Source organism: Chromobacterium amazonense (assembly GCF_001855565.1).
Classification (GTDB): domain Bacteria; phylum Pseudomonadota; class Gammaproteobacteria; order Burkholderiales; family Chromobacteriaceae; genus Chromobacterium; species Chromobacterium amazonense.
The window spans coordinates 1-22,203 of record NZ_MKCR01000035.1 but is presented as its reverse complement, the minus strand read 5'-3'; the positions used below and the strand labels follow the sequence as shown (position 1 = coordinate 22,203).

Below are 22,203 nucleotides of genomic sequence, written 5' to 3'. Positions count from 1 at the left end.
GGCTCGCCATGGGATAAGCGGCCGCGCGGACGGCATGCGCGCAGCCGCCATGGCCTTAAAGTCAAAAAGCCGCCTCTGCCTGCAGAGACGGCTTGGCTCAACTCATGGCCATTAATTGGATGGCTGCGTCGGCGGCAAACGCTGCAGCAAGGCAAAAGTCATATTGTCCTCGCGCGGACGATGGCCAGTCCATAGCACCTGCCACCCTGGCTCGGCCATGCCTTGTTGCCTGTCCCGGACGACCAACCAGTAATCGCAAGGCGGCGTCTCGCCAGCGGGAAATGGCAGCAAATCCATACCGGCGTAGTAGCGCCAGCTGATCAGGGCCAGGCGATTATGACTTTCCGCGGCGACGCACGACACTCCGCCAGCCGGCAGCTTGCGCAACATGCTCTGCACTACCGGGCGGTAACTCTTGGCGGCGTCAAACCATGGCAGCCATAAAGTCATGCCCAGACCCCACAGCAACGTCAGTCCTGCGGCCCAATTGGTGATGGCCTGGCGGCCGCGCAGATGGGGCCGGGTCAGCGCCCACAGCCAGACCAGCGTGGCCACCAGCGCGCCCACCGCATGCCACCATGACACATGCGGCTGGTAGAACGGACTGAAATACTGGGCGCGTCCGGCCAAGCCGGCCGGCCAGCCGTAGTTCATCGCCGCCCAGCCCAGCCATACCAAAAGACCGAACAGGCCGAAGGTCATCAGCGCGAACCAATTCAGGAAGGCCGCCGCGCCGCGGCGCAGCGTATCCAGCTCCACTGCCGCCAAGATGGACAGCGGCAATAGCAAGGGCATGGCGTCGGTAATGCTGGCGCGGTCGGACAGTGTCAGCAACAGCGCGATCATCAAAGCGAACAGCAGCGGCAGCTGCAGCTTGGGCGAGAGCGGCTGGCGCTGGCGGTACAGGGTCCACAAGGCCAGCGGCCAAGCCGGGAAGGCGAACCACAACACGTTGACGGTGTAGTAGCCGAAATCGTGGAACATCCTGATGTGCTTGAAGCCGCTGGTCTGGCCCAAGCAGTAATTGGCCCACCAATCGGCGAAGACGGCTGGGTACTCGCGCAACAGCAACATCGGCCATACCAGGATGGCGGGCAGCGCCACCATCAGCGCCAGCAGCAGCGTCAGCGCATAGTTCTTGCAGCGCCAGGCGCTGAACGCCGGCAACATCAGCGCGGTCAGCCAGATCAGCATCAGGTCGGTGAGACTGCCGCCCAGGAAGGTGGCGACACTGGCAGCGCCGAGCAGCGCGCCGGCCAGGCCTGGCGAGCGCAGCGTCAGCGACAAGGCGTAGAAGGCGGCGGCAAAACCGGTAAAACTGGCGATGACCGGCGTCAGTTGATGGCCGGATTCGACCAAGCCCAGGCAGCCGATCAGGATCATCACCACGCTGCGGCCATGGCGGCGGCCTATCAGGTCGCGGCCGGCCATGCCCGCCAGCAACAAGGCCAGCGCCATCAACAGCGGCGTGGACAGGCGGGCGGCGTCATGCGCCGGCAGCAGCCAGGGCGAAAACAGCTTGACGCAACCCGCAGCCAGCCAATAGTAAAGCGGCGGGTTCTCCAGATACGGGGCGCCCTGCAGCGTCGGCAGCAGCCAGTTGCCGCTGTGCAGCATGCCCTGGACAACCGCCAGCACATACGGCTCGTCCGGCTTCCATGGATCGTGCCCCAGAATACCCGGCCACAGCCAGATGAAGCACAGCAGGAGCAGCACCCAGGGTTTTTCGGTCGGCTTGGCCAGCTGGCTGGCCTGAGCGGAATAAGTGAGCATGTTTAATTCGAATCGGTTTTGTGCGGCTAAGGGCCGTTGACTTCGCGCAGTTGAAGCAAGCTTATCGCTTCTAGCCGTGCCCATGCCACTGCCTATCGGCACATCCGCACCGCATGCAACATGGCATAGATACAGAGCCATGGCAGAGACCATCGTTCACATCACGCATGGAGCCATCGCACCATTTTCATCCGCGCAGCAAAAAAGGCAGCCGGGGCTGCCTTTTTTCCAGATACGGCGTAGCGCTTAGCGCTTGAAGAAGCTGCCGAACTTCTGGTTGAACTTGTCCACGCGACCAGCGGTGTCCACGATCTTTTGCTTGCCGGTGTAGAACGGGTGGCAGCTGGAGCACACTTCGATGGAGAAGGCGTCCTTGGACATGGTGGACTTGGTCACGAACTGGTTGCCGCAGGAGCAGGTAACGGACAGTTCTTTGTAGTTCGGGTGAATATCGGTTTTCATCTCTCTACCTTTCTAATCGGGTACAGGGGTTTTGCCTGTACTGCTTGCTAAACGCGGCATTATCCGCCGTTTGCCCGCCCTTGACAAGCCAAGCGGGGCAAATAACGGTCAGGCGCGGCGCCAGGTGGTGCCGGCAGCGCTGTCTTCCAGCACAATGCCCTTGGCGGTCAGCTCGTCGCGGATGCGGTCGGACTCGGCCCAGTTCTTGGCGGCGCGCGCGTCCTTGCGGGCCTGGATCAGCGCTTCCACTTGCTCGGCGGAGAGTTCGCCCTCGCTGGCGCCGCCCTTCAGGAAGGCGTCCGGATCGCGCGTGAGCAGGCCCAGCACGCCGGCCAGATCCTTCAGCAGCCGCGCCTGTTGCGGATCGCGGCTCTTGTTGACCTCGCCTGCCAGGTCAAACAGCACGGCCACGGCCTCGGAAGAATTGAAGTCATCGTCCATCGCCGCCTTGAAGCGCGCGGCGTAGGCGTTGTTCCAATCAATGCCCTGCGACGCCGGCAAGTCGATGCCGCGCAACGCGGTATACAGACGGGTCAGGCCCTGCTTGGCGTCGTTCAGGATGCTGTCGGTGTAGTTGACCGGGCTGCGATAGTGACTGCGCACGATGAAGAAGCGGATCACTTCGCCGTCGAAATGCTCAAGCACATCGCGGATGGTGAAGAAATTGCCCAGGCTCTTGGACATTTTCTCGCCGTCTACATTGATGAAGCCGTTGTGCAGCCAGTAATTGACGTACTGATGGCCGTGGGCGCCCTCGGACTGGGCGATTTCGTTTTCATGATGCGGGAACTGCAAGTCTTCGCCGCCGCCGTGGATGTCGAAATGCTCGCCCAAATGGTGGCAGCTCATCACGGAGCACTCGATGTGCCAGCCCGGACGGCCCTTGCCCCACGGGCTGTCCCAAGACGGTTCGCCCGGCTTGGCGGCCTTCCACAGCACGAAGTCCAGCGGATCGCGCTTGTTCGGGTCCACTTCCACGCGCTCGCCGGCGCGCAGCTTGTCCAGCGTGCGGCCGGACAGCTTGCCGTAGCCTTCAAACTCGCGCACCGCGTAGTAAACGTCGCCATTGGCGGCCGGGTAGGCTTTGCCATTGGCGATCAGCTGTTCGATCAGCGCGATCATGCCGCCGACGTGGTGCGTGGCGCGCGGTTCGAAAGTAGGTGGCAGCAGGCCCAGCGCGGCGGCATCCTGGTGCATGTCGGCGATGGTTTCTTCCACCAGCTGCTCCGGCGTGATGCCGCGCTCCAGCGCGCGCTTGATGATCTTGTCTTCGATGTCGGTGATGTTGCGCACATAGGTGACGTCGTAGCCGGAGGCTTTCAGCCAGCGGTAGATCACGTCGAAGGCGGCCAGCATGCGCGCGTGGCCGATGTGACAGAGGTCGTAGACGGTCATGCCGCAGACGTACATGCGCACTTTGCCGGGTTCGATGGGTTTGAACGCTTCCTTCTGGCGGGTCAGTGTGTTGTACAAGCTGAGCATGTCTGAAACCTATTGTGATCGGTCAAAAAGAGGGTGATTGTAACAGATGCGCGGCGCGCGCTGCAGCCGCAAAGCAAAACCGCCGGCAAAGCCGGCGGTTGGCGACATCAAACTGCCTTATACCTTGGGCCAGGCGATGGGGCGGTAATCCGGCAGACCGTCCTTGAACGGCGGAATGCGCTCGCCCTCCATCAGCGGCTTGACGTAATCGAGGAAGGCCTGGGTGACGCAGAAACCATCCTCGCCGATGAATTCCGGCGGCAGCCGCTTTTCCTTGTCGCCCACTTCCGACAGCGGCACCTCGACCACGTCCCAACAGTAAGGGTGGTCATTCAGGCGCTTGATGCCGGCCATCAAGCCGGTCTTGCCGGCCAGCAGCCACTCCACCGCGCGCTCGCCCATCACATAGGCCTGGCGGACGTCGGTAGTGGAAGCCAGGTGGCCGCCGGCGCGCTGCAGATAATCCACTTGCGCCACGTGGGCGGAGATGCCGCGCTCGCGCAGGATCAGCTGCGCCAGCCAGTGTCCGGCGCCGCCCAGTTGCTCGTGGCCGTAGGTTTCCGACTTCTTGGCCTCGGCGACAAAACGGCCGTCCTTGCCGGTGATGCCCTCGGCCACCGCGATGGCGCACTGGCCATACTTGGCCAGACTGGCATCCAGCGCGGCGAGGAAGCGCTGCTCGTCGAACGGCACCTCCGGCAGCAACAGGAGATGCGGCGCCTCCTGCGGGCTGCGCGAAGACGCGGCGCAGGCGGCGGCCAGCCAGCCGGTGTGGCGGCCCATGGTTTCCATGATGAAGACGCGGCCCCAGCCCATGCTGGTCATGTCCAGGCCCACCTCGCGCATGGCGCTGGCCAGAAACTTGGCGGACGAGCCGTAGCCCGGGCTGTTGTCGGTGCCGACCAAGTCGTTGTCAATGGTTTTGGGCACGCCGATCACGCCCAGCTTGTAGCCGGTATGCTTTTCAAAATCGACCAGCCGCTCGGCGCAGCCCAGCGAACCGTTGCCGCCATTGATCAGCAAATAGTGGATGTCGTGCTTGGCCAGCACGTCGCGCAGGCGCAGCCAGTCTTCCGGCGCTTCTTCGAACGTGCCTATCATGCGGCGGCTGACGCCGAAGCTGCCGCCGGGCATGAAGGCCAATTGCGCGATGGCGGTGTCGGATACGCCGTCGGTATCGCACAGGCGCCCTTCCAGCAGGCCCGCCAGTCCGTCAAAGGCGGCATACAGGGACAGGCCCAGCCGGCGCGCGGTCTCGATGGCGCCCTGGGCGGAAGCGTTCAGAACGGCGGTAGGTCCGCCGGATTGCAGATATACGGCTCTTGGCTTGGTCATGATCGCAACCTGAAATAGTGGACAGTCCGGGCAGCGCAAGACCAGACAGCCTGCCTACGCTGCTAACACCACCACCATACCACCGGCGCGAGAGTCGCCTCAAGCCGGTTAGCCGCGCCAAGAAATGCTTCCTTGACCGGCAGCAAACCGGCGCAAAAGTAGCGTCGGCACTACACACGCAAACGGCCCCGTCGGCAGGAAAAAGGAAAACCCCGCCAAGGCGGGGCTGCATGGGTGACATCAAGCAGGCAGACTTAACGCCGCAGCACCGCGTCGCCTGGAACGTAGCGGGCCGCCTGGATGGGAGAGTGCTTGGCGACAAAGTCCTTCAGGATCTCGGCATCGACAAAGCCGGTATTGACGTAACCCGGATGCTGATTCAGCTTGGGATAACCGTCGCCGCCCGCCGCCATGAAGCTGTTGATCGCCATGCGGTAGGTTTTGGCCGGATCAATCGGCTGGCCGCCTATCAGCGCCTGCCGCAGCTCGCCTCCCTCTATCCTGAGCCTCACTCCGGCAAACTGGGCGAAAGCGCCGGCGCCCGGCGTCATCCTGGCCGCCGCCTTCAGGTAATCCAGCGCCTCACCCCCAGGCAGGTCGACATACGCCAGCGTACTGCCAAATGGGAACACCTTGAGCACGTCGCGGTAGCTGACCGGGCCGGTCGGCAGCGAATCGCGGATGCCGCCGGAATTGATCACGGCGAAGTCGGCCTGGGTCTTGTCCATCATGGCCATGCCGACGAACACGCCCAGATTGGTGGGGCGGCTGCGCACCACCTCGCGGTCGCCCTCCAGCTTGGCGGACAGCTCTCCCACCTTGACGCCCAGCTCTTGCTGGCCTTTATCTTGGTAAGCCTTGAGAAAGGTCCGGAGCTTGCCGTCCTCCGGAATCAGCTCGGCATACGGCACTTTTTCGGTCTTGCCATCCGCCGTGGCGACGGTTTTTTTCAGATTGACCGGAATCAGCTGATACTTCACCAGCTTGAACTTGCCGTTGTTGAATTCGAAATCGGCGCGGCCGACATACTTGCCCCACTCGTGCGCCTGCACAATCCAGGCGCCGTTCTGGCGGTCCGGCGCGCAAGGCTGGCCCGGCACATAGGCGTCGTCGCGCACGTTTTCCGCCTTCATGCACACCGGGTTCTGGCTGTGGCCGCCGACGATCAGATCGATCCCCTTGACCGCGCGCGCCATCTCCACATCGCCCGGCGCGTTGACGCCATGCTGGCCGTCCGGGTAGTGGCCCATATGGGTGGCGGCGATGACGATGTCGGCCTTCTGGCGCAATTCCGGCACCAGTTTAGCGGCCTCCGCGATCGGGCTCTTGAACTCGATGCCTTGGATTTGCGCCGGATTGACCATCTTGGCCGTATCGTCCGTGGTCAGGCCCAGCACCGCCACCTTGACCCCGCCCAGGTTGAACATGGCGTAAGGATCGAACATCCGGCGGCCATCCTGGTAGATATTGGCCGACAACATGGGGAAGCTGGCCCAGCCGCGCTGCTTCATCAGCACCGGCACCGGCTTGTCGAACTCGTGATTGCCTACCGCCATCGCGTCGTAGCCGATGCGGCTCATCGCGCGGAAATCCGGCTCCGCGTCCTGCAGGTCAGACTCCGGCACGCCGGTGTTGACGTCGCCGCCGGACAACAACAAGGTGTAGCCGCCCTCCGCCTTCACCTCGGCGCGCACCTTGTCCACCACCGTTTTCTGCGCCGCCAGGCCATACTCGCCGTCGGCGTTGGGCCAGAAGCGGCCGTGATGGTCGTTGGTGTGCAGGATGGTGATCTTGTAGGTCTTGTCGAGGTAGTTGTTCTTGCCAGGCGGCGTAGTGCAGGCGGTCAGCAGGCCCGCGGCCAGCAGCGACAGGGAAACGGACTTGAGCGCGATATGCATTTTTTCTCCTTGTTCCGGGCGGCCGGAGCAGCCGCCTTTGCACGCAAAAATGGCGAACCCGGAGGTTCGCCATTGATGGATGGCCAAACAGCTTACTTCCAGCTGTCCTTCAGGCCCACGGTGCGGTTGAACACCGCCTTGACGCCGGGCTGGTGCTCGTAGCGGTCGGTCACGAAGTAACCCAAACGCTCGAACTGGAAGCGCGTTTCCGGCGCGGCCTGCAGCACCGAAGCCTCCACATAGGCCGGAACCAGCTTTAACGATTCCGGGTTCAGGAACTGGCGGAAGTCGACATATTCGCCATCCTCGCCGCGCACCGCATCGGGGCGCGACTCGGTGAACAGGCGATCATACCAGCGCACATCGGCCTGGATGGCGTGCTCGGCCGACACCCAGTGGATCACGCCCTTGACCTTGCGGCCTTCCGGATTCTTGCCCAGGGTATCGTGGTCGATCGAGCACTTCAACTCGACGATCTCGCCATTGGCGTCCTTGACCACTTCCTCGCACTTGATCACGTAGGAGTAGCGCAGGCGCACTTCGCCGCCGGCGGTCAGGCGCTGCCACTTCGGCGGCGGCGTTTCGGCGAAGTCGTCTCGCTCGATCCAGATCTCGCGGGCGATGGGCACGTCGCGCTCGCCGAATTCCGGATGGTGCGGGTGGAACGGCGCGCTGCGGCTGGCGGTGACGGCGGCGTCGTAATTGGTCAGCGTCACTTTGATCGGATTGACCACGGCCATCACGCGCGGCGAGTCGTTTTCCAGCGTCTCGCGCACCGCGCCTTCCAGAATGGCCATGTCGATGATGTTTTCGCTCTTCGACACGCCGATGCGTTGGGCGAACAGCTTGATGCCGGCCGGGCTGTAGCCGCGGCGGCGCATGCCGGCGATGGTGGGCATGCGCGGATCGTCCCAGCCCGTCACCACGCCATCGTTCACCAGCGCCTGCAGCTTGCGCTTGGAGGTCAGCGCGTACAACAGCTCCAGACGCGAGAATTCGATCTGCTGCGGATGGTGATCGATGCTGATGTTGTCCAGCACCCAGTCGTACAGCGGGCGGTGGTCTTCAAACTCCAACGAGCACAGCGAATGGGTGATGCCCTCGATCGCGTCGGAGATGCAATGCGTGTAGTCGTACATCGGGTAGATGCACCACTTGTCGCCAGTGCGGTGATGATGCACGCGGCGAATGCGGTAGATGGCCGGATCGCGCAGATTGATATTGGGCGAAGCCATATCGATCTTCAGACGCAGCGTCTTGCTGCCGTCCGGGAATTCGCCATTGCGCATCCGGGTGAACAGGTCCAGGTTCTCTTCCGGCGTGCGGTCGCGGTACGGGCTGTTCTTGCCCGGCTCGGTCAGGCTGCCGCGGTACTGGCGCATTTCCTCGGCGGACAGGTCGTCCACGTAGGCTTTGCCGGCCTGGATCAGCTCGACGGCGTAATCGTACAGGCGGTCGAAATAGTCCGAAGCGAAACGGACTTCGCCGTTCCACTTGAAGCCCAGCCAGCTGATGTCTTGCTTGAACGCCTCGACGAACTCGTCTGACTCTTTCTCCGGATTGGTATCGTCCATGCGCAGATTGCACTGGCCCTGATAATCCTCAGCCAGGCCGAAGTTGATGCAGATGGCCTTGGCGTGGCCGATGTGGGCGAAGCCGTTCGGTTCCGGCGGGAAGCGCGTCACCACCGAGCTGCGGCGGCCCGAGGCCAAGTCCTCGTCGATGATGCTGCGAATGAAGTTGTTGACAACCGGCGCGTTGTTTTCCGTGCTCATGTTCTGGCTGTGGGTAAGGATAGCGAATCGGCCATTGTAACCGATTTTTTCCGCATTTTCCGCGAGTGGGCGGATTCGCGCCGTGTGCCGGCCAAACCCGCCCTTGCCGGGTCGAACCAAAGCTCTCTGACACCGCCACTCGATGCGCTCACGCCAATGCGCAATCCTTCGCCATAAAGCGGCCCAAAGAATGCAGCTGCCGCCCCTCAGCGTCGAAATTGTCATCGGCCAGATAGGCTTCGTACGCCTGGCACAGCCCATCCCATTCGCCGTCCAGTATCGAGAACAGCAGCGTATCTCGATTGCGCCCCTTCACCACCATGGCCTGGCGCAGCATGCCTTCAAATTGAAAACCCAAACGGCGCGCGGCCTTGGCCGACGCGGCATTGCGGGAGTCGCAACGCCATTCGCAGCGGCGATAGCCCAATTCAAAAGCCGTTTTCAGCAATAAATACATGGCTTCGCTCGCCATGCGGGTTTGACGCAGCGCCTGAGAAAAATTGACATGCCCAATCTCCAACGTGCCATGCGCCTGAACGATCTGTCGATAGCCCAGGAAACCCAGCGCCTGATTGGAATCCTTCTTGAACACCGCATAAAGCGCGGCATCGGCGGCGGATACGGTCAGCGCCAGCCAGGACATGAAGCTTTCCGCATCGGCAAACGGCCCATATGGCAAATGCGCCCAATGCGCCTCGTCATTGGCAAACAGCTTGAATAGCGCTTCGCCATGCCGCGGCGGATCCAGCGGCAGCAAAAATACTGACTGTCCCTGAATGGGTGCGTTAGGCGCTTTCCCGGCCGAGCGCCAATTTGGCAAGCGTTGCGAGGACGGCGTGGAATGGGGAGTGACTTGAGGGGAGTTCATGCGTGGACACCCATTTCTATATCGGCTAACGGCGAGGAACCATGAAAACGGCGCTTCAGTGAAGCGCCGGCTAGAGGATTCCAGTATTTTGCAATGAAACGACGCCTCACCAACCCCATCCTAAAGTACAGGTAATTCGCTTAAACCAGCGCCCGCCCCGTCAGCCGCTCCAGCTGCCGCAACGGCGACTTGCTCGGGTCGTCCATCTTCTCAAGCGGCAGCCACAAAGTCTGCTCCAGCATGAACTGGCCGGACATCACCGCGTGAGAGGCGTGGTCGGAGAAACAGATCCAAGCCCCGCCGGGCGCGAACGGGACCGTCTGCTGCGGACAGGTCTTCTGGTATTCCAGGTCGGCCTTCATCGCGTCGCGCAGATGCAGCATGATGTGGTCGTAGGCGCTGCGCTTGCGCTTGGTGATTTTCAGCGCCGCCAGCAGGGCCGCCGAGCCCGGCCATTGCGCCGGCACCCGCGGCAGCATCCTCTTCGCCATATCCTCGAACGGCTCGCCGACTCGCCACACCCGCGGCTCGCCGGCCGGGTTGACGTTGCAGAACACGCGCAGAATGCGCTCGCCATAGGTGGGACGGGATGGGAAGGCATCCACGTGCAGCCTGCTGTCGTCCTTGCGCCAGGAGGTTCTGCGGTCTTCCACCCGCACCAGCCGCAGACTGGTGGGCGCGGCCCGCGTCTTGCCCTGATACTCCGGCAGCACTTGCGCCAACAACTGCGCCGCCGCTTGCTGATAACGCGAAATCAAGGCGCGCACGGCTTGCTGAGTGTCGTCTCCGCCTTGCACGCCGTGCAGGGTGCCGTTGTTCGGCTCCAGGCTGATGTTCTTGCGCTTGGGATCGGCGATGGACGGGTTGAGCAAGGCCTGTTCCGCAGCATTGAGGCTGAAGCGGAAATCCGGCACATGCAGCACAACGCCCGCCTCCAGCCTTTGCACTAAGCCCTGCTCTCCGCCCCGCACGCTGACGATGCGCTCAACCATAACCTTCCCCCTATCCAGACTCAACGACGGCAACCATGGCTGCCTTGCCGCTGGCCCTTTGCGCCGATTAAAGGCCAAAGGGTACACCCAAATCTATGACAAAGGCAGCCCGCCGCCAGGACAGCCTCGTCAGCGCCTTGATTTGCCTAATAATTCCCGACTCGCAAAACCCCTACAGGCAGTCAGGCGATTCATGACATTAAACAATTGTTTATGCTGATTTTTTTACCGGATTGAGGCATAATGGCCGGCTGCCAGAAATAGACGTGAACGCATGACGACTCCGCAAGCCGCTAAACCGATCGATTCCTACCGCAAGTACTGGGCCAGCCGTTTCGGCACCGCCCCGTTCCTGCCGATGACCCGCGCCGAGATGGACCAACTGGGTTGGGACTCCTGCGACATCATCCTGGTCACCGGGGATTGCTACATCGACCATCCGAGCTTCGGCATGGCGCTGGTGGGCCGCTTGCTGGAGGCGCAGGGTTTCCGCGTCGGCATCATCGCCCAGCCGGATTGGCACAGCGCGGACGCGTTCCGCGAACTGGGCCGGCCCAATCTGTTCTTCGGCGTCACCGCCGGCAATATGGATTCGATGATCAACCGCTACACCGCGGACCGCAAGCCGCGCTCGGACGACGCCTACACGCCGCATGCGGCGCCGAACAAGCGCCCGGACCGCGCCGTCACCGTCTACGCCCAGCGCTGCCGCGAGGCCTATCCCGGCGTCGGCGTGATGATAGGCTCCATCGAAGCCAGCCTGCGCCGCATCGCCCATTACGACTACTGGAGCGACAAAGTTCGCCAGTCGGTGCTGATCACCTCCAAGGCGGACATCCTGCTGTTCGGCAACGCCGAGCGCGCGCTGGTGGAAATCGCCCACCGCGCGGCAAAGGGCGAAAAACTGTCCGAAATGCGCGACATCCGCGGCACCGCCTTCATCGTGCCGCATTGCTGGAAACCGGATGAGGAATGGCAGGAGATGGACTCCAGCGTGGTGGACGAGCCTGGCCGCGTCGATCCGCACCTGAATCCGTATCAGGCAATCCCGAAACAGGCGGCCGAGGCCACCAAGGACATTGATCCGTCCAAGCCGCAAGTCATCCGGATCGAATCGCGCGAGGAGCGCCTGGCCAAGCGCCGCGCCGAGCGCGCCAAAACCGTGCTGCGCATCCCGGCCTACGAAGCCGTGGCGCACGACCCGGTGCTGTACGCCCACGCCAGCCGCACGCTGCACCTGGAATCCAACCCCGGCAACGCCCGCGCGCTGGTGCAGCTGCACGGCGAGCGCGACGTGTGGCTGAACCCGCCGCCGATTCCGCTCAGCACGGAAGAGATGGACTTCGTCTACGGCCTGCCCTACGCCCGCAATCCGCACCCCAGCTATGGCGACGCCCACATCCCGGCCTGGGAAATGATCAAGTATTCGGTCAACATCATGCGCGGCTGTTTCGGCGGCTGTACTTTCTGCTCCATCACCGAGCACGAAGGCCGCATCATCCAGAGCCGCTCGGAAGAATCCATCCTGCGCGAGATCGAAGAAATCCGCGACAAAACGCCGGGCTTCAAAGGCCACATCTCCGACCTGGGCGGCCCGACGGCCAATATGTACCGGCTGGCCTGCAAGGACCCGAAGATCGAATCGTCCTGTAGAAAGCTGTCCTGCGTGTTTCCGGGCATCTGCGAGAACCTGAACACCGACCACAGCCACCTGATCCAGCTGTACCGCAAGGCGCGCGCGCTGCCGGGCGTGAAGAAGATCAACATTCAATCCGGCCTGCGCTACGACCTGGCCGTGCGCTCGCCCGAATACATCAAGGAACTGGTGCAGCACCATGTGGGCGGCTACCTGAAGATCGCCCCTGAGCACACCGAGGACGGCCCGCTGTCCAAGATGATGAAGCCGGGCATGGGCGCCTACGACAAGTTCAAGGAACTGTTCGAGCGCTTCAGCCGCCAGGCCGGCAAGGAACAGTACCTGATCCCCTATTTCATCGCCGCCCACCCGGGCACCAGCGATGAAGACATGATGAATCTGGCGCTGTGGCTGAAAAAGAACAACTTCCGCCTGGACCAGGTGCAAACCTTCACTCCGACGCCGATGGCGCTGGCCACCACCATGTGGCACACGCGCCGCAACCCGCTGAAGCGGCTGGGCCGCAGCTCGGAAAAAGTGGACGTGGTGCGCGACGGCTACCGCCGCAAGCTGCACAAGGCCTTCTTGCGCTACCACCATCCGGACAACTGGCAGATCATCCACGACGCGCTGATCAATATGGGCCGCAGCGACCTGATCGGCCACAGCAAGCACTGCCTGATCCCGCCGACGCCGCCGGGCGACAAGGCCGCCGCCGTGCGCCACAAGATGGGCGCGACCATGAGCCGCGGCAAGGCCACCGGCGCAAGACAAGCCCCGCAGGGGCAGCGCGGCAAGCCGGCAACCGTCGGCGCGCGCGGCACAGGCGGCAAGCCTGGCTCCAGCAAACCGCAGGCTGGCCGCTCGCCGGCCAAGCCTGGCGGCAAAACCGGCCGCAACCGCTGATCCAGCAGGAAAAACGCCGCGCCTCTCAAAAGCGTGGCGTTTTTTCAGCCGAGAAGCATCAACGGCGACTTGGCGCGAATTATGCCATTGAGCTATCCATTAGCTCGTCGAACAGGCAAAATGACGCCGTGCATGCCGCCATCGACATACCGCTTGTGAGCGCACAATATAGCAACACGCCCCGCCTAAACTGGTGAACGCTTGAACGCGCTTGGCGCGGCTCATGCTCGCCGGCAAACCGGATGGAAAACAGCGCGGCAAGAACCTAAACGACAGACCCCACGAGGCCAGCCATGATCCACATCGCCTTCGACCACAGCTATGCCCGCGACCTGCCCGGCGCATGGCAAGCCGCGCAGCCGGACATGCCGCCCGCGCCGGCGCTGCTGTTCTGGAATGCCGAACTGGCGGACGAACTGGGTCTGGACACGGCGCAAGCCAGCGCCGCCGAGCTGGCGCGTCTGTTTTCCGGCGCCAGCCTGCCGCCGGGCGCGCACCCCATCGCCCAGGCCTATGCCGGCCATCAGTTCGGCGGCTTGTCGCCGTCGTTGGGCGATGGCCGCGCGCTGCTGCTGGGCGAAGTGATCGATCGCCATGGCCAGCGCCGCGACATCGCCCTCAAGGGCAGCGGCCGCACGCCCTTCTCCCGCCGCGGCGACGGCAAGGCGGCGGTCGGGCCGATGCTGCGCGAACTGATCCTGGGCGAGGCGATGCAGGCGCTGGGCATCCCCACTACCCGCGCGCTGGCGGTGGTGGCCACCGGCGAGCCTGTCCAGCGCGAGCGCCAGTTGCCCGGCGCGGTGCTGACCCGCGTCGCCGCCAGCCATCTGCGCGTCGGCACCTTCCAGTATTTCGCCATCCACGGCGAAAGCGAGACGTTGAAAAAACTGGCCGATTACACCATCGCCCGCCATTACCCAGAACTGGCAAACCAAGACCATCGCTACCTGAGCCTGTTGAGCGCGGTGGCGGAGCGCCAGGCCGAGCTGATCGCCCGCTGGATGCACGCCGGCTTCATCCACGGCGTGATGAATACCGACAATATGGCGCTGTCCGGCGAAACCATAGACTTCGGTCCCTGCGCCTTCATGGACGCCCACCACCCGGATACCGTGTTCAGCTCCATCGACCACACCGGCCGCTACGCTTACGGCAACCAGCCGGCCATCGCGCAATGGAATCTGGCGCGCTTTGCCGAAACCCTGCTGCCGCTGATCGCGCCGGACGATCCAGCTTCCGCCGTGCCGGCCGCCACCGAGATCATCGAAAGCTTCCCCGAACGCTATCAAGCCCACTGGCTGGATCAGGCGCGCCGCAAGTTCGGCCTGCTGGACGCCAAGGCGACGGACAAGCAACTGCTGCAAGACTGGCTGGCGCTGCTGGCGGCCTATGGCGTGGATCACACCCTGGCCTGGCGCTATCTGGCCGACGAGGCCGAAGGCAAGCCGGACAGGCTGGCCGCGCTGTTTCCCTCCGCATCGGTATTGGAACCGTGGCTCAAACAATGGCAAAACCGCCATGTGCCGCGCACCCGCCGCCCGCCCGACATCGCCGCCGCGATGCGTCGCGAAAACCCGCTGTACATCCCGCGCAATCACTTGGTGGAAGAAGCGCTGACCGCAGCCAGCGAGCATGGCGATATGGGACCAACTCGAAAACTATTGGAAGTCTTGCGCGACCCATTCAACGAGCGCGAGGGCCTGCAACGCTACGCGCTGCCGGCCGCGCCGGAGGTGGCGGAGGGGTACCGGACCTTCTGCGGGACGTGATGCGCACCGCGACACGGAACCTATTTCTCATCAAAATAGTCTTCTCTCAGACCATTGCCGAATTTAACGAAAGCCAGATACTCCGCATGAGTCCGCGCTACCAATTCCATCACATGGGCATCCCGACTACCGAGCCCAAGCCGAACGAACGCTACAGCGCCAAATACCGGATGTACACCGCCGATGCCGATAGCGTGGATTTCCGCATCCAGTGGCACCGCTTCGAACCCGGCTGTCCGCTGCATCCGCTGATCCAGACCGTGCCGCATCCGGCATTCAAGGTGCCCTGCCTCGCCATGGCCATCGCGGATAAAAACGTGCTGCTGGGGCCCTACGAACCGCTGCCGGGCTTTCACGTCGCCATCATCGAGGAAGGCGGCGTGCCGATCGAGTTCATCGAGACCATCCTGAGCGACGAGGAAATCTGGGGCCGCGCCCAACAGGGGACGTCCGAGCTTTATTCAGGGAGCCAAGACTGACGCCACTCAGCCCAGCCTCTTCTCCATCACATAATCATCCATCACAAAACCGTTGCCGATATCGGCCACCACCTGCTCCCGCACGGTGAAGCCGCGCCTCTCGTACACGGCGATGGAGCCGGCGTTACGGCGGTTGACGGTCAGCATCAGCGTGGCGCAGCCCTTGGCGCGCGCGGCGGCTTCCACTTCGTCCATCATGCGGCCGCCCAGGCCCTGGCCGCGCAGCGCTTCCAATAGGTACAGCTGCTCCAGCTTCATCTCCTCGGGCGTGGCCGTCAACGCGTAGCTGCAATAGCCAGACGGCTTGCCGTCCACGCGCAACACACGGAACCAGCGATCAGGGGCGTCAAGGTAGCGGCTCAGTTTTTCCGGGGTGTAACGGCTGGCCAGCATGTAGTCGATTTGCTCGCGCGTGATCATGCTGATGAAGTGCTGGCGCCAGATGGCTGCGCCCAGCTCGGCGATGGCGTGGAAATCATGGGTGGTCAGAAAATCCAATGTGGCATGGCGCTTCATAGCAGCGGGCTCCTGTATCGATCGCTTGGTCGAGAGGCTATCGTCGTAGACATTTTTCCCACTCTATTTCAATTCTGTCGCGCGCAGCCATCATCATGGCCAAACGGCCATGCTCAGCGACTAAAATGGTATTTTCTCTCCCCGTAACGGACACGCCATGACGCAAGCCCTGAAGCTATCGCAACTGATAGGCGCCCTCAGTTACGCGCTGGACATCACCGAAGGCCAGCCGGAAGGCCATTGCGTGCGCAGTTGTTGGATAGGCATGCATATTGGCCGCGCCATCGGGCTGTCGCCGCAGGAGCTGTGGGATCTGTACTACACCATCCTGCTGAAAGACCTGGGCTGCAGCAGCAATGCCGCGCGGATTTGCGAGCTTTACCTCACCGACGACCGCGATTTCAAGCAGGACTTCAAACGGGTGGGCGCCAGCCTGCCGCAAATGCTGGGCTTTGTGTTCGCCAATACCGGCACCCATGCCGCTGGCTGGCGGCAACGCGCCGCGTCCATTCTCAACGTGCTGCGCCGCGGCAAGGAAATGGCGGATGAGTTGATCAACACCCGCTGCCACCGTGGCGCGGACATCGCCCGCCAGCTGCGTTTCAATGAAAACGTGGCGCGCGGCATCCAATATCTGGACGAGCACTGGGACGGCTCCGGCCGGCCATTGGGCCTGAGCGGCCAGGCGATTCCGCTGAACGCGCGCATCGCCCTGCTATCCCAGGTGATCGACGTCTTCAATGTCACGCACGGCCGCCACGCCGCGCTGGACGAGGCGGTGAGCCGCGGCGGCGGCTGGTTCGACCCGGAGCTGGTGGCGGCCTTCCGCGGCGCGGCAAGCGACGATGGTTTCTGGCGCCAATTGGAATCCGACGACATCGAGCAGGCGGTGCTGGCGCTGGAGCCCGCCCAATTCACCGTCCCCCTGGACGAAGACTATATGGACGAAATCGCCGAAGGCTTCGGCCAGGTGGTGGACTCCAAGAGCCCGTTCACCGCCGGCCACAGCCACCGGGTAGGACACTACGCCGACCGCATCGGCATGGAGCTGGGGCTGGATCCGCAACGCCGCCGCTGGCTGAAGCGCGGCGCGCTGTTGCACGATGTGGGCAAACTCGGCGTCAGCAACACCATACTGGACAAGCCAGGCAAGCTGACGCCGGAAGAGTGGGAAGCGGTGAAACGCCACGCAGCCTACACCGAAACCATCCTGGCGCGGATCGAGTCGTTCGCCGAACTGGCCCGCGTCGCCGGCGCCCACCACGAACGGCTGGATGGCACCGGCTATCCGCGCGGCCTGGTGGCAGACCAGATTGCCTTGGAAACCCGCATCATCACGGTGGCCGACGTCTTCGACGCCATCCACGCCGCCCGTCCCTACCACCCGGAAAACCCGGTGCCCGTCACGCTGGACATCATGCGGCAAAGCCTGGGCAGCACGCTGGACCCGCGCTGCTTTGCCGCGCTGGAGGGCGTGCTGCGCGAAGAGGACGCGCTGGAGAGCGATCTCATCTGCTTGACCTGAGGGGCTGTTGACATTTGGTGAGCGGTTGCGCCGGGATGCGTTTTGCGGCGAATCGAGGCGTTTCGCGCGCCGCATTCCATTCTCTGCCAGCGCGGAACAACCAAGAGTCGGCACCAAAGGCACCCGGCCCTGCCATGGAAACCTTGGACCATGAACGAGAAGCTTGACGCGCTGGCCGCCTCGCTCCAACTGGACGCCCCGTCGCGGGAAACGCTGCGCCTGCGTTTCGGACTGGCCTGCGCCCAGCGGGTCGCCCATTTGCTGGAAAATCCTGAAGTCGCCGGCTGCCTGAGCGGGCTGGAACGCTATCTGGCCGGCGGGATAGACCGCGCGGCGCTGAACGTCTTGGCCTTGCGCGCGGCCGAATTGGCCCGCTCCCACCCCGGTTCGGCGTCGCTGGACGGCTGCGGCCACGCGGCGGTATCGGCCAGCCATGCGGTGGCGATGGCGCTGGCCGGACGCGCCAGGCAAGCGGCGGATTACGCGGCCTATGCCGCCGTTTACGGCCAGGGCGGCTACGGCGCGGCGGCGGATCCGTCCGCGTTCGAGCCGGAATGGGATTGGCAGGTCCGTTGTCTGAAGCAACTGGCCAGTCCAAGCTCGGAAATCTAGCCGTCCAGCTAGAACTTACACAACCCGGCTACCGGCCATTACAATCACACTCCCATCAGAAAACCTGGCCTCCACCGGACTGCGCATGCACTTCATCTTCGACATAGACGGCACCCTTTGCTTCGACGGCCACACCATCAGCCCGGCCATACAAGACGCGCTGAGCGAACTGGAAAAACAGGGACACCAGATCGGCTTCGCCTCCGCCCGCCCCTATCGCGACATGCTGCACTTGCTGGATGAGCGCTTTCACCATGGCCTGTTCGTCGGCTCCAACGGCGCCATGACCTACCATCAAGGCGAGCTTTGCGACATCCAGCCGCTGGCCAAGCGCACGCTGGACCAATTGTGCGCGCTGGCGGAACGCTTGGAAGCCTCCTATCTGGTTGATCTGCCCTGGCACTATCACTACCGCGGCGATCCCGCTCACCCGTTCATGGGCTGGGTCGATCCGGCACGCCGGGCCAACCAGGTGGCTCGCGACGACATCCGGCTGCCGGTCAAGCTATTGGTCACTGAATGCGCGGACGGCCCTGCCCTGCAGCTGGCGCTGGCCGAGCGCGACGATATCGCCGTCCATCACCACTCGGACCAACAGATCGTCGACATCACCGCCCGCGGCGTAAGCAAGATGAGCGCCTTGCTGCGCCATGGCATCACCGCCGACCAAGTGGTGTGTTTCGGCAACGACAGCAACGACCTGTCGATGTTTGCCGCCGCACGCCATCCAGTGCTGGTGGGCAGCCACCCGCAACTGTTGCCGCACGCCGCCGAACAGGTGGAGCGCGATGAGCAAGTCGAGCAAAACCTGCTTGCCGCCATCGAGCAACTTGGGCGGACCATGCCCTGCTGAATGGTCTGGACGCGGTATACTGCAAGCACACCCTCTTACAGAAGACGCTACGATGATCCTGGTCCACACCCCGAATCCCAAGGAGGTCGCCGCCTATCTGGAACTGTTCCGCGCCGCCATGCCGGAGCGGCAGTTCGTCGATCTGGAGCATGCCGAACTGTCCGCCATCCGCCACCTCGTCACCTGGGGGCTGCCGGACGGCCTGCTGGCCGAGATGCCCAGCCTGGAAGCATTGTTCGCATTGGGCGCGGGCGTGGACAAGCTGCTGGCCCGCCCGGACCTGCCGGCCGACCTGCCCGTCTACCGCCTGCTGGATGGCGGCATGGCGGCGCAGATGACCGAATACATACGCTATGGCGTGCTGGGTTATCAGCGCAACATGGACCTTTACCGCCGCCAGCAGGCCACGGGCCAGTGGCGCATGCTGGCGCCGCGGCTGCCAAGCGACATCCGCGTCGGCGTGCTGGGCCTGGGCGAGATCGGCGCAGCGGTTGCGCGTTCGCTGGCTGCGGACGGCTACCAGGTAAGCGGCTGGAGCCGCAGCCCCAAGGACATCCGCGCGATCCGCTGCCTGCATGGCGAGAGCGGCCTGACGCAACTGCTGGTCGACAGCCAGGTGCTGGCTTGCGTGCTGCCGTCCACGCCGGACACCCGCGGCCTGCTCAATCGCCAGCGACTGGAGACGCTGCCGCAAGGCTCCATGCTGATCAACGCCGGCCGCGGCGACCTGCTGGATCAGGATGCGCTGCTAGCCTTGCTGGACAATGGCCATCTGCGCTGCGCGCAGCTGGACGTGTTTACCGAGGAGCCGCTGCCGGCCGACCATCCGCTGTGGCGCCACCCGGCGGTTGCCATTACCCCGCACGTTGCCGCCATCACGCTGCGCCAACCCTCTGTGGAGCAAATCGTCCGCCGCTTGCGCCAGCTGGCTGCAGGACAAACCGCCGACGGCTTGGTTGAACGCGCGCAAGGTTATTGAGGAGCGGACCTTCGCCACGCGGGGGGCGAAGCAGCCGGATCGACTTTCTGATCGGCCTGATCATGCGTCCCTTGCCGCCGCGCCAACGCAACCGGACGCCCCCGCTAAGCCCAAACCACGCCATCGGTCAGCGCCTCCTCCGCGCGCAGCAAGGCAGCGGCCAGATCAGGCTGCAGATTATCCTCGCCCAAGCGCTCCATCAGCCGGGAGCCCTCCAGCATGTCCATCACCTCATCCGTCGCGCCGCACAGGATCAGCGTCCTGCCCTGCTCCGCCATCCGCGCGCGCAGGGCTTCCAGCGCCAACAGGCCGGAGGTGTCGAGCAGAACCAGCCTATGCAGCTGCAGGATGATCACGCGCGCGCGCGGCGCTTCCTTCAGGATGATGTCCACGCTGTCCGCCGCGCCGAAAAACAGCGCGCCCTCGATGCGGAAGGCCGCGCAGCCGTCCGGCACGCTCTTGCCGGCGATGCTGTGGCGCTCGAACAGTTGCGCATGCTCCGGCAACAGCTGATGGATGGCGGTATGGCTGGCCATGCTGCGGATGAAGAACACCGCGGCCAGCAGCAGGCCGATTTCCACCGCCACGGTGAGATCGAAAGCGACCGTCAACACGAAGGTCACCAGCAGCACCAAGGTGTCGTGCGGCGGAAACTGGCGCGCCTTGCGGATGTCCCAGTCGCCCATCTTCAGCGCCACCGACACTAGAATCGCCGCCAGCGCCGCCAGCGGCACATGGGCGGCCAGCGGCGCGGCCAACAGCAGCACCATCAGCAACAGCGCGGCATGGAACACAGCCGCCAGCGGCGTGCGCGCGCCATTGCCGATATTGGTGACCGAACGCACCACCGCGCCGGTGGCCGGAATGCCGCCGAAGAACGGCACCACCATATTGGCGATGCCCTGCCCTATCAGCTCCTGATTGGCGTCGTGCTTGTCGGCCGTGAGGCTGTCCACCACCACCGCGCACAGCAGGGATTCGATCGCGCCGAGCAAGGCGATGGTGAACGCCGGCGCCAGCAAATCGGACAGATGGACAGGGTTCAGGTCCAGTCCGGCCGGCGACGGCATCCCTTGCGGAATGCCGCCGAAGCGGCTGCCCAGCGTCGCCACCGGCAAATCGAACAATACGGTCGCCAGCGTGGCCAGCACCAGGGCGACAAAGGGCGACGGCAGCAGCCGGTTCAAGCGCTTGGGCCATAGCAGAATCAGCAGCAGCAGGCTGGACGACAGCAGCGTGGAGGGGCCGTCCAGGCCGGAGAAATGCGCGCGCAGCGTCGCCATCACGGCGAAAAAGCCGGACGGCATCTTGGCGATGGGCAGGCCGAAGAAGTCCTTCAACTGGGTCAGAAAGATCAATACCGCGATGCCGTTGGTGAAGCCTGTGATCAGCGGCATGGGGAAAAAACGTATCACCTGCCCCAGCCGGAACACCCCCATCAGCACCAGCATGATCCCCGCCATGAAGGTACAGATCAGCAGATTGGCCACGCCGTATTTTGTGACGATGCCATACAGGATGACGATAAAGGCGCCGGTGGGTCCGGTGACGCACAGCCGGGTGCCGCCCAGCGCGGCCGCCAGCGCGCCGGCGATGATGGCGGTGACGATGCCGGCCTGCGGCGGCACGCCGCTGGCGATCGCGAACGCCATCGCCAGCGGCAGCGCGACGATGCCGACGGTGACGCCGGCCATCAGGTCGGCCCGCAGTTGCTTGACATTGTAGTGGCGAAGGGCATCGAGCAGGCGGGGGCGGAAAACGAGGGCGGACATCGCGCGTGCTTTCTGATTTTGAGCTGAGTATGCTGTCAGCGTAGTTCATCGCCATCCGCGCCGCCTTATCGATGGCGCGGCGGGTCGGCAGTTCAACGCGGCCACTCAGCACCGCCATTCCGCCTGCCGAGCATCAAGCTGCCCACCCTGGCAGCGGCGGAATGCCCGCCTAGCGGGCTTCCGCCCTACATGGCCTTGAACTGCGCGGCGAAGCTGCGGCTCAGCGGCAGCTTGCCGCCGCCGTGTTTCAACAGCACAAAGCTGCGGCCCAGCAGGTCCTGCTCTATGCCCTGCACCGCCGCCAACCGCACGATCAGGCCGCGGTGGATTTGGGCAAACTGCCTGGGGTCCAGCCGCGTCGCCAGCTCCTTCAGCGGCGCGCGGATCAGCTGTGTCTCGCCGGCCAACACCAGCTCGGTGTACTTGTCGCAGGCCTTGAAATACTGCACTTCATCCACCGCGATCAAGCGCTTGCTGTTGCCCAGACCGGCGGTGATCCAGCTCAGGTATGCCGGCTGCGCCTCGGCCGGCGCCGCCGCGATGGGCTGAACCAGCGGCGCGGTCTGCTGCA

General features: G+C 63.8%; 18 protein-coding genes. 7 read left to right on the top strand and 11 right to left on the bottom strand.

Features of this window, described 5'->3' with window-relative positions:
* Nucleotides 1-111: 111 nt before the first annotated feature.
* The 8 genes from BI343_RS18655 to kdoO all read right to left on the bottom strand — a co-directional run bounded on the left by BI343_RS18655 (nucleotide 112) and on the right by kdoO (nucleotide 10,585).
* On the bottom strand, nucleotides 112-1,773 hold the full coding sequence (locus BI343_RS18655) for an ArnT family glycosyltransferase (protein WP_071110868.1): 1,662 nt from the start codon (nucleotides 1,771-1,773) through the stop codon (nucleotides 112-114).
* A 246-nt stretch (nucleotides 1,774-2,019) separates the two neighbouring features.
* Nucleotides 2,020-2,235, bottom strand: coding sequence for a 50S ribosomal protein L31 (rpmE, locus tag BI343_RS18650; protein WP_043624491.1), 216 nt, complete (start codon nucleotides 2,233-2,235; stop codon nucleotides 2,020-2,022).
* Between the two features lie 108 nt (nucleotides 2,236-2,343).
* Entirely contained in the window at nucleotides 2,344-3,717 is a 1,374-nt protein-coding gene (gene cysS / locus BI343_RS18645; protein ID WP_071110867.1) for a cysteine--tRNA ligase, read from the bottom strand.
* 117 nt (nucleotides 3,718-3,834) lie between these two features.
* A complete protein-coding gene (locus BI343_RS18640; RefSeq protein ID WP_071110866.1) occupies nucleotides 3,835-5,052 on the bottom strand; it encodes a 6-phosphofructokinase in 1,218 nt (405 codons plus the stop codon).
* 254 nt (nucleotides 5,053-5,306) lie between these two features.
* Nucleotides 5,307-6,950: a bifunctional UDP-sugar hydrolase/5'-nucleotidase UshA gene (ushA, locus tag BI343_RS18635; RefSeq protein ID WP_071110865.1), complete on the bottom strand. Its 1,644-nt coding sequence runs from the start codon at nucleotides 6,948-6,950 to the stop codon at nucleotides 5,307-5,309.
* A gap of 92 nt (nucleotides 6,951-7,042) precedes the next feature.
* Nucleotides 7,043-8,725, bottom strand: a complete 1,683-nt coding sequence (locus tag BI343_RS18630; protein WP_071110864.1) for a glutamine--tRNA ligase/YqeY domain fusion protein — start codon at nucleotides 8,723-8,725, stop codon at nucleotides 7,043-7,045.
* Nucleotides 8,726-8,873: 148 nt separating this feature from the next.
* Entirely contained in the window at nucleotides 8,874-9,482 is a 609-nt protein-coding gene (locus tag BI343_RS18625) for a GNAT family N-acetyltransferase (protein ID WP_211269471.1), read from the bottom strand.
* A 251-nt stretch (nucleotides 9,483-9,733) separates the two neighbouring features.
* Complete coding sequence (gene kdoO, locus BI343_RS18620; RefSeq protein WP_071110862.1) at nucleotides 9,734-10,585, bottom strand: Kdo hydroxylase KdoO; 852 nt, start codon at nucleotides 10,583-10,585, stop codon at nucleotides 9,734-9,736.
* Between the two features lie 274 nt (nucleotides 10,586-10,859).
* On the opposite strand from kdoO, the gene BI343_RS18615 reads away from it, so the two are divergent.
* From BI343_RS18615 to BI343_RS18605, 3 genes are all read left to right on the top strand, one after another.
* Nucleotides 10,860-13,127 (top strand): YgiQ family radical SAM protein, encoded by a 2,268-nt coding sequence (locus tag BI343_RS18615; protein WP_071110861.1) that lies wholly within the window; start codon nucleotides 10,860-10,862, stop codon nucleotides 13,125-13,127.
* A 293-nt stretch (nucleotides 13,128-13,420) separates the two neighbouring features.
* Complete coding sequence (locus tag BI343_RS18610) at nucleotides 13,421-14,896, top strand: protein adenylyltransferase SelO (protein WP_071110860.1); 1,476 nt, start codon at nucleotides 13,421-13,423, stop codon at nucleotides 14,894-14,896.
* Between the two features lie 86 nt (nucleotides 14,897-14,982).
* Nucleotides 14,983-15,375: a hypothetical protein gene (locus tag BI343_RS18605; protein WP_071110859.1), complete on the top strand. Its 393-nt coding sequence runs from the start codon at nucleotides 14,983-14,985 to the stop codon at nucleotides 15,373-15,375.
* A gap of 6 nt (nucleotides 15,376-15,381) precedes the next feature.
* Here the strand turns inward: BI343_RS18605 and BI343_RS18600 are convergent, their stop codons facing one another.
* Nucleotides 15,382-15,891 (bottom strand): GNAT family N-acetyltransferase, encoded by a 510-nt coding sequence (locus BI343_RS18600; protein ID WP_071110858.1) that lies wholly within the window; start codon nucleotides 15,889-15,891, stop codon nucleotides 15,382-15,384.
* 157 nt (nucleotides 15,892-16,048) lie between these two features.
* Between BI343_RS18600 and BI343_RS18595 the strand changes: the two genes are divergently transcribed.
* The 4 genes from BI343_RS18595 to BI343_RS18580 all read left to right on the top strand — a co-directional run bounded on the left by BI343_RS18595 (nucleotide 16,049) and on the right by BI343_RS18580 (nucleotide 19,860).
* The gene (locus BI343_RS18595) at nucleotides 16,049-17,416 is read left to right on the top strand and encodes an HD-GYP domain-containing protein (RefSeq protein WP_071110857.1); all 1,368 of its coding nucleotides are present in this window, start codon (nucleotides 16,049-16,051) and stop codon (nucleotides 17,414-17,416) included.
* 150 nt (nucleotides 17,417-17,566) lie between these two features.
* The gene (locus BI343_RS18590) at nucleotides 17,567-18,028 is read left to right on the top strand and encodes a hypothetical protein (protein ID WP_071110856.1); all 462 of its coding nucleotides are present in this window, start codon (nucleotides 17,567-17,569) and stop codon (nucleotides 18,026-18,028) included.
* Between the two features lie 85 nt (nucleotides 18,029-18,113).
* Nucleotides 18,114-18,881: an HAD-IIB family hydrolase gene (locus BI343_RS18585; protein WP_071110855.1), complete on the top strand. Its 768-nt coding sequence runs from the start codon at nucleotides 18,114-18,116 to the stop codon at nucleotides 18,879-18,881.
* A gap of 52 nt (nucleotides 18,882-18,933) precedes the next feature.
* The gene (locus BI343_RS18580; RefSeq protein WP_139165790.1) at nucleotides 18,934-19,860 is read left to right on the top strand and encodes a 2-hydroxyacid dehydrogenase; all 927 of its coding nucleotides are present in this window, start codon (nucleotides 18,934-18,936) and stop codon (nucleotides 19,858-19,860) included.
* A 104-nt stretch (nucleotides 19,861-19,964) separates the two neighbouring features.
* On the opposite strand, the gene BI343_RS18575 is transcribed toward BI343_RS18580, so the two are convergent.
* A complete protein-coding gene (locus BI343_RS18575) occupies nucleotides 19,965-21,632 on the bottom strand; it encodes a SulP family inorganic anion transporter (protein ID WP_071110854.1) in 1,668 nt (555 codons plus the stop codon).
* Nucleotides 21,633-21,817: 185 nt separating this feature from the next.
* Nucleotides 21,818-22,203 (bottom strand): LytTR family DNA-binding domain-containing protein (locus BI343_RS18570; RefSeq protein WP_211269470.1); only part of this gene is annotated, 386 nt, incomplete at its 5' end.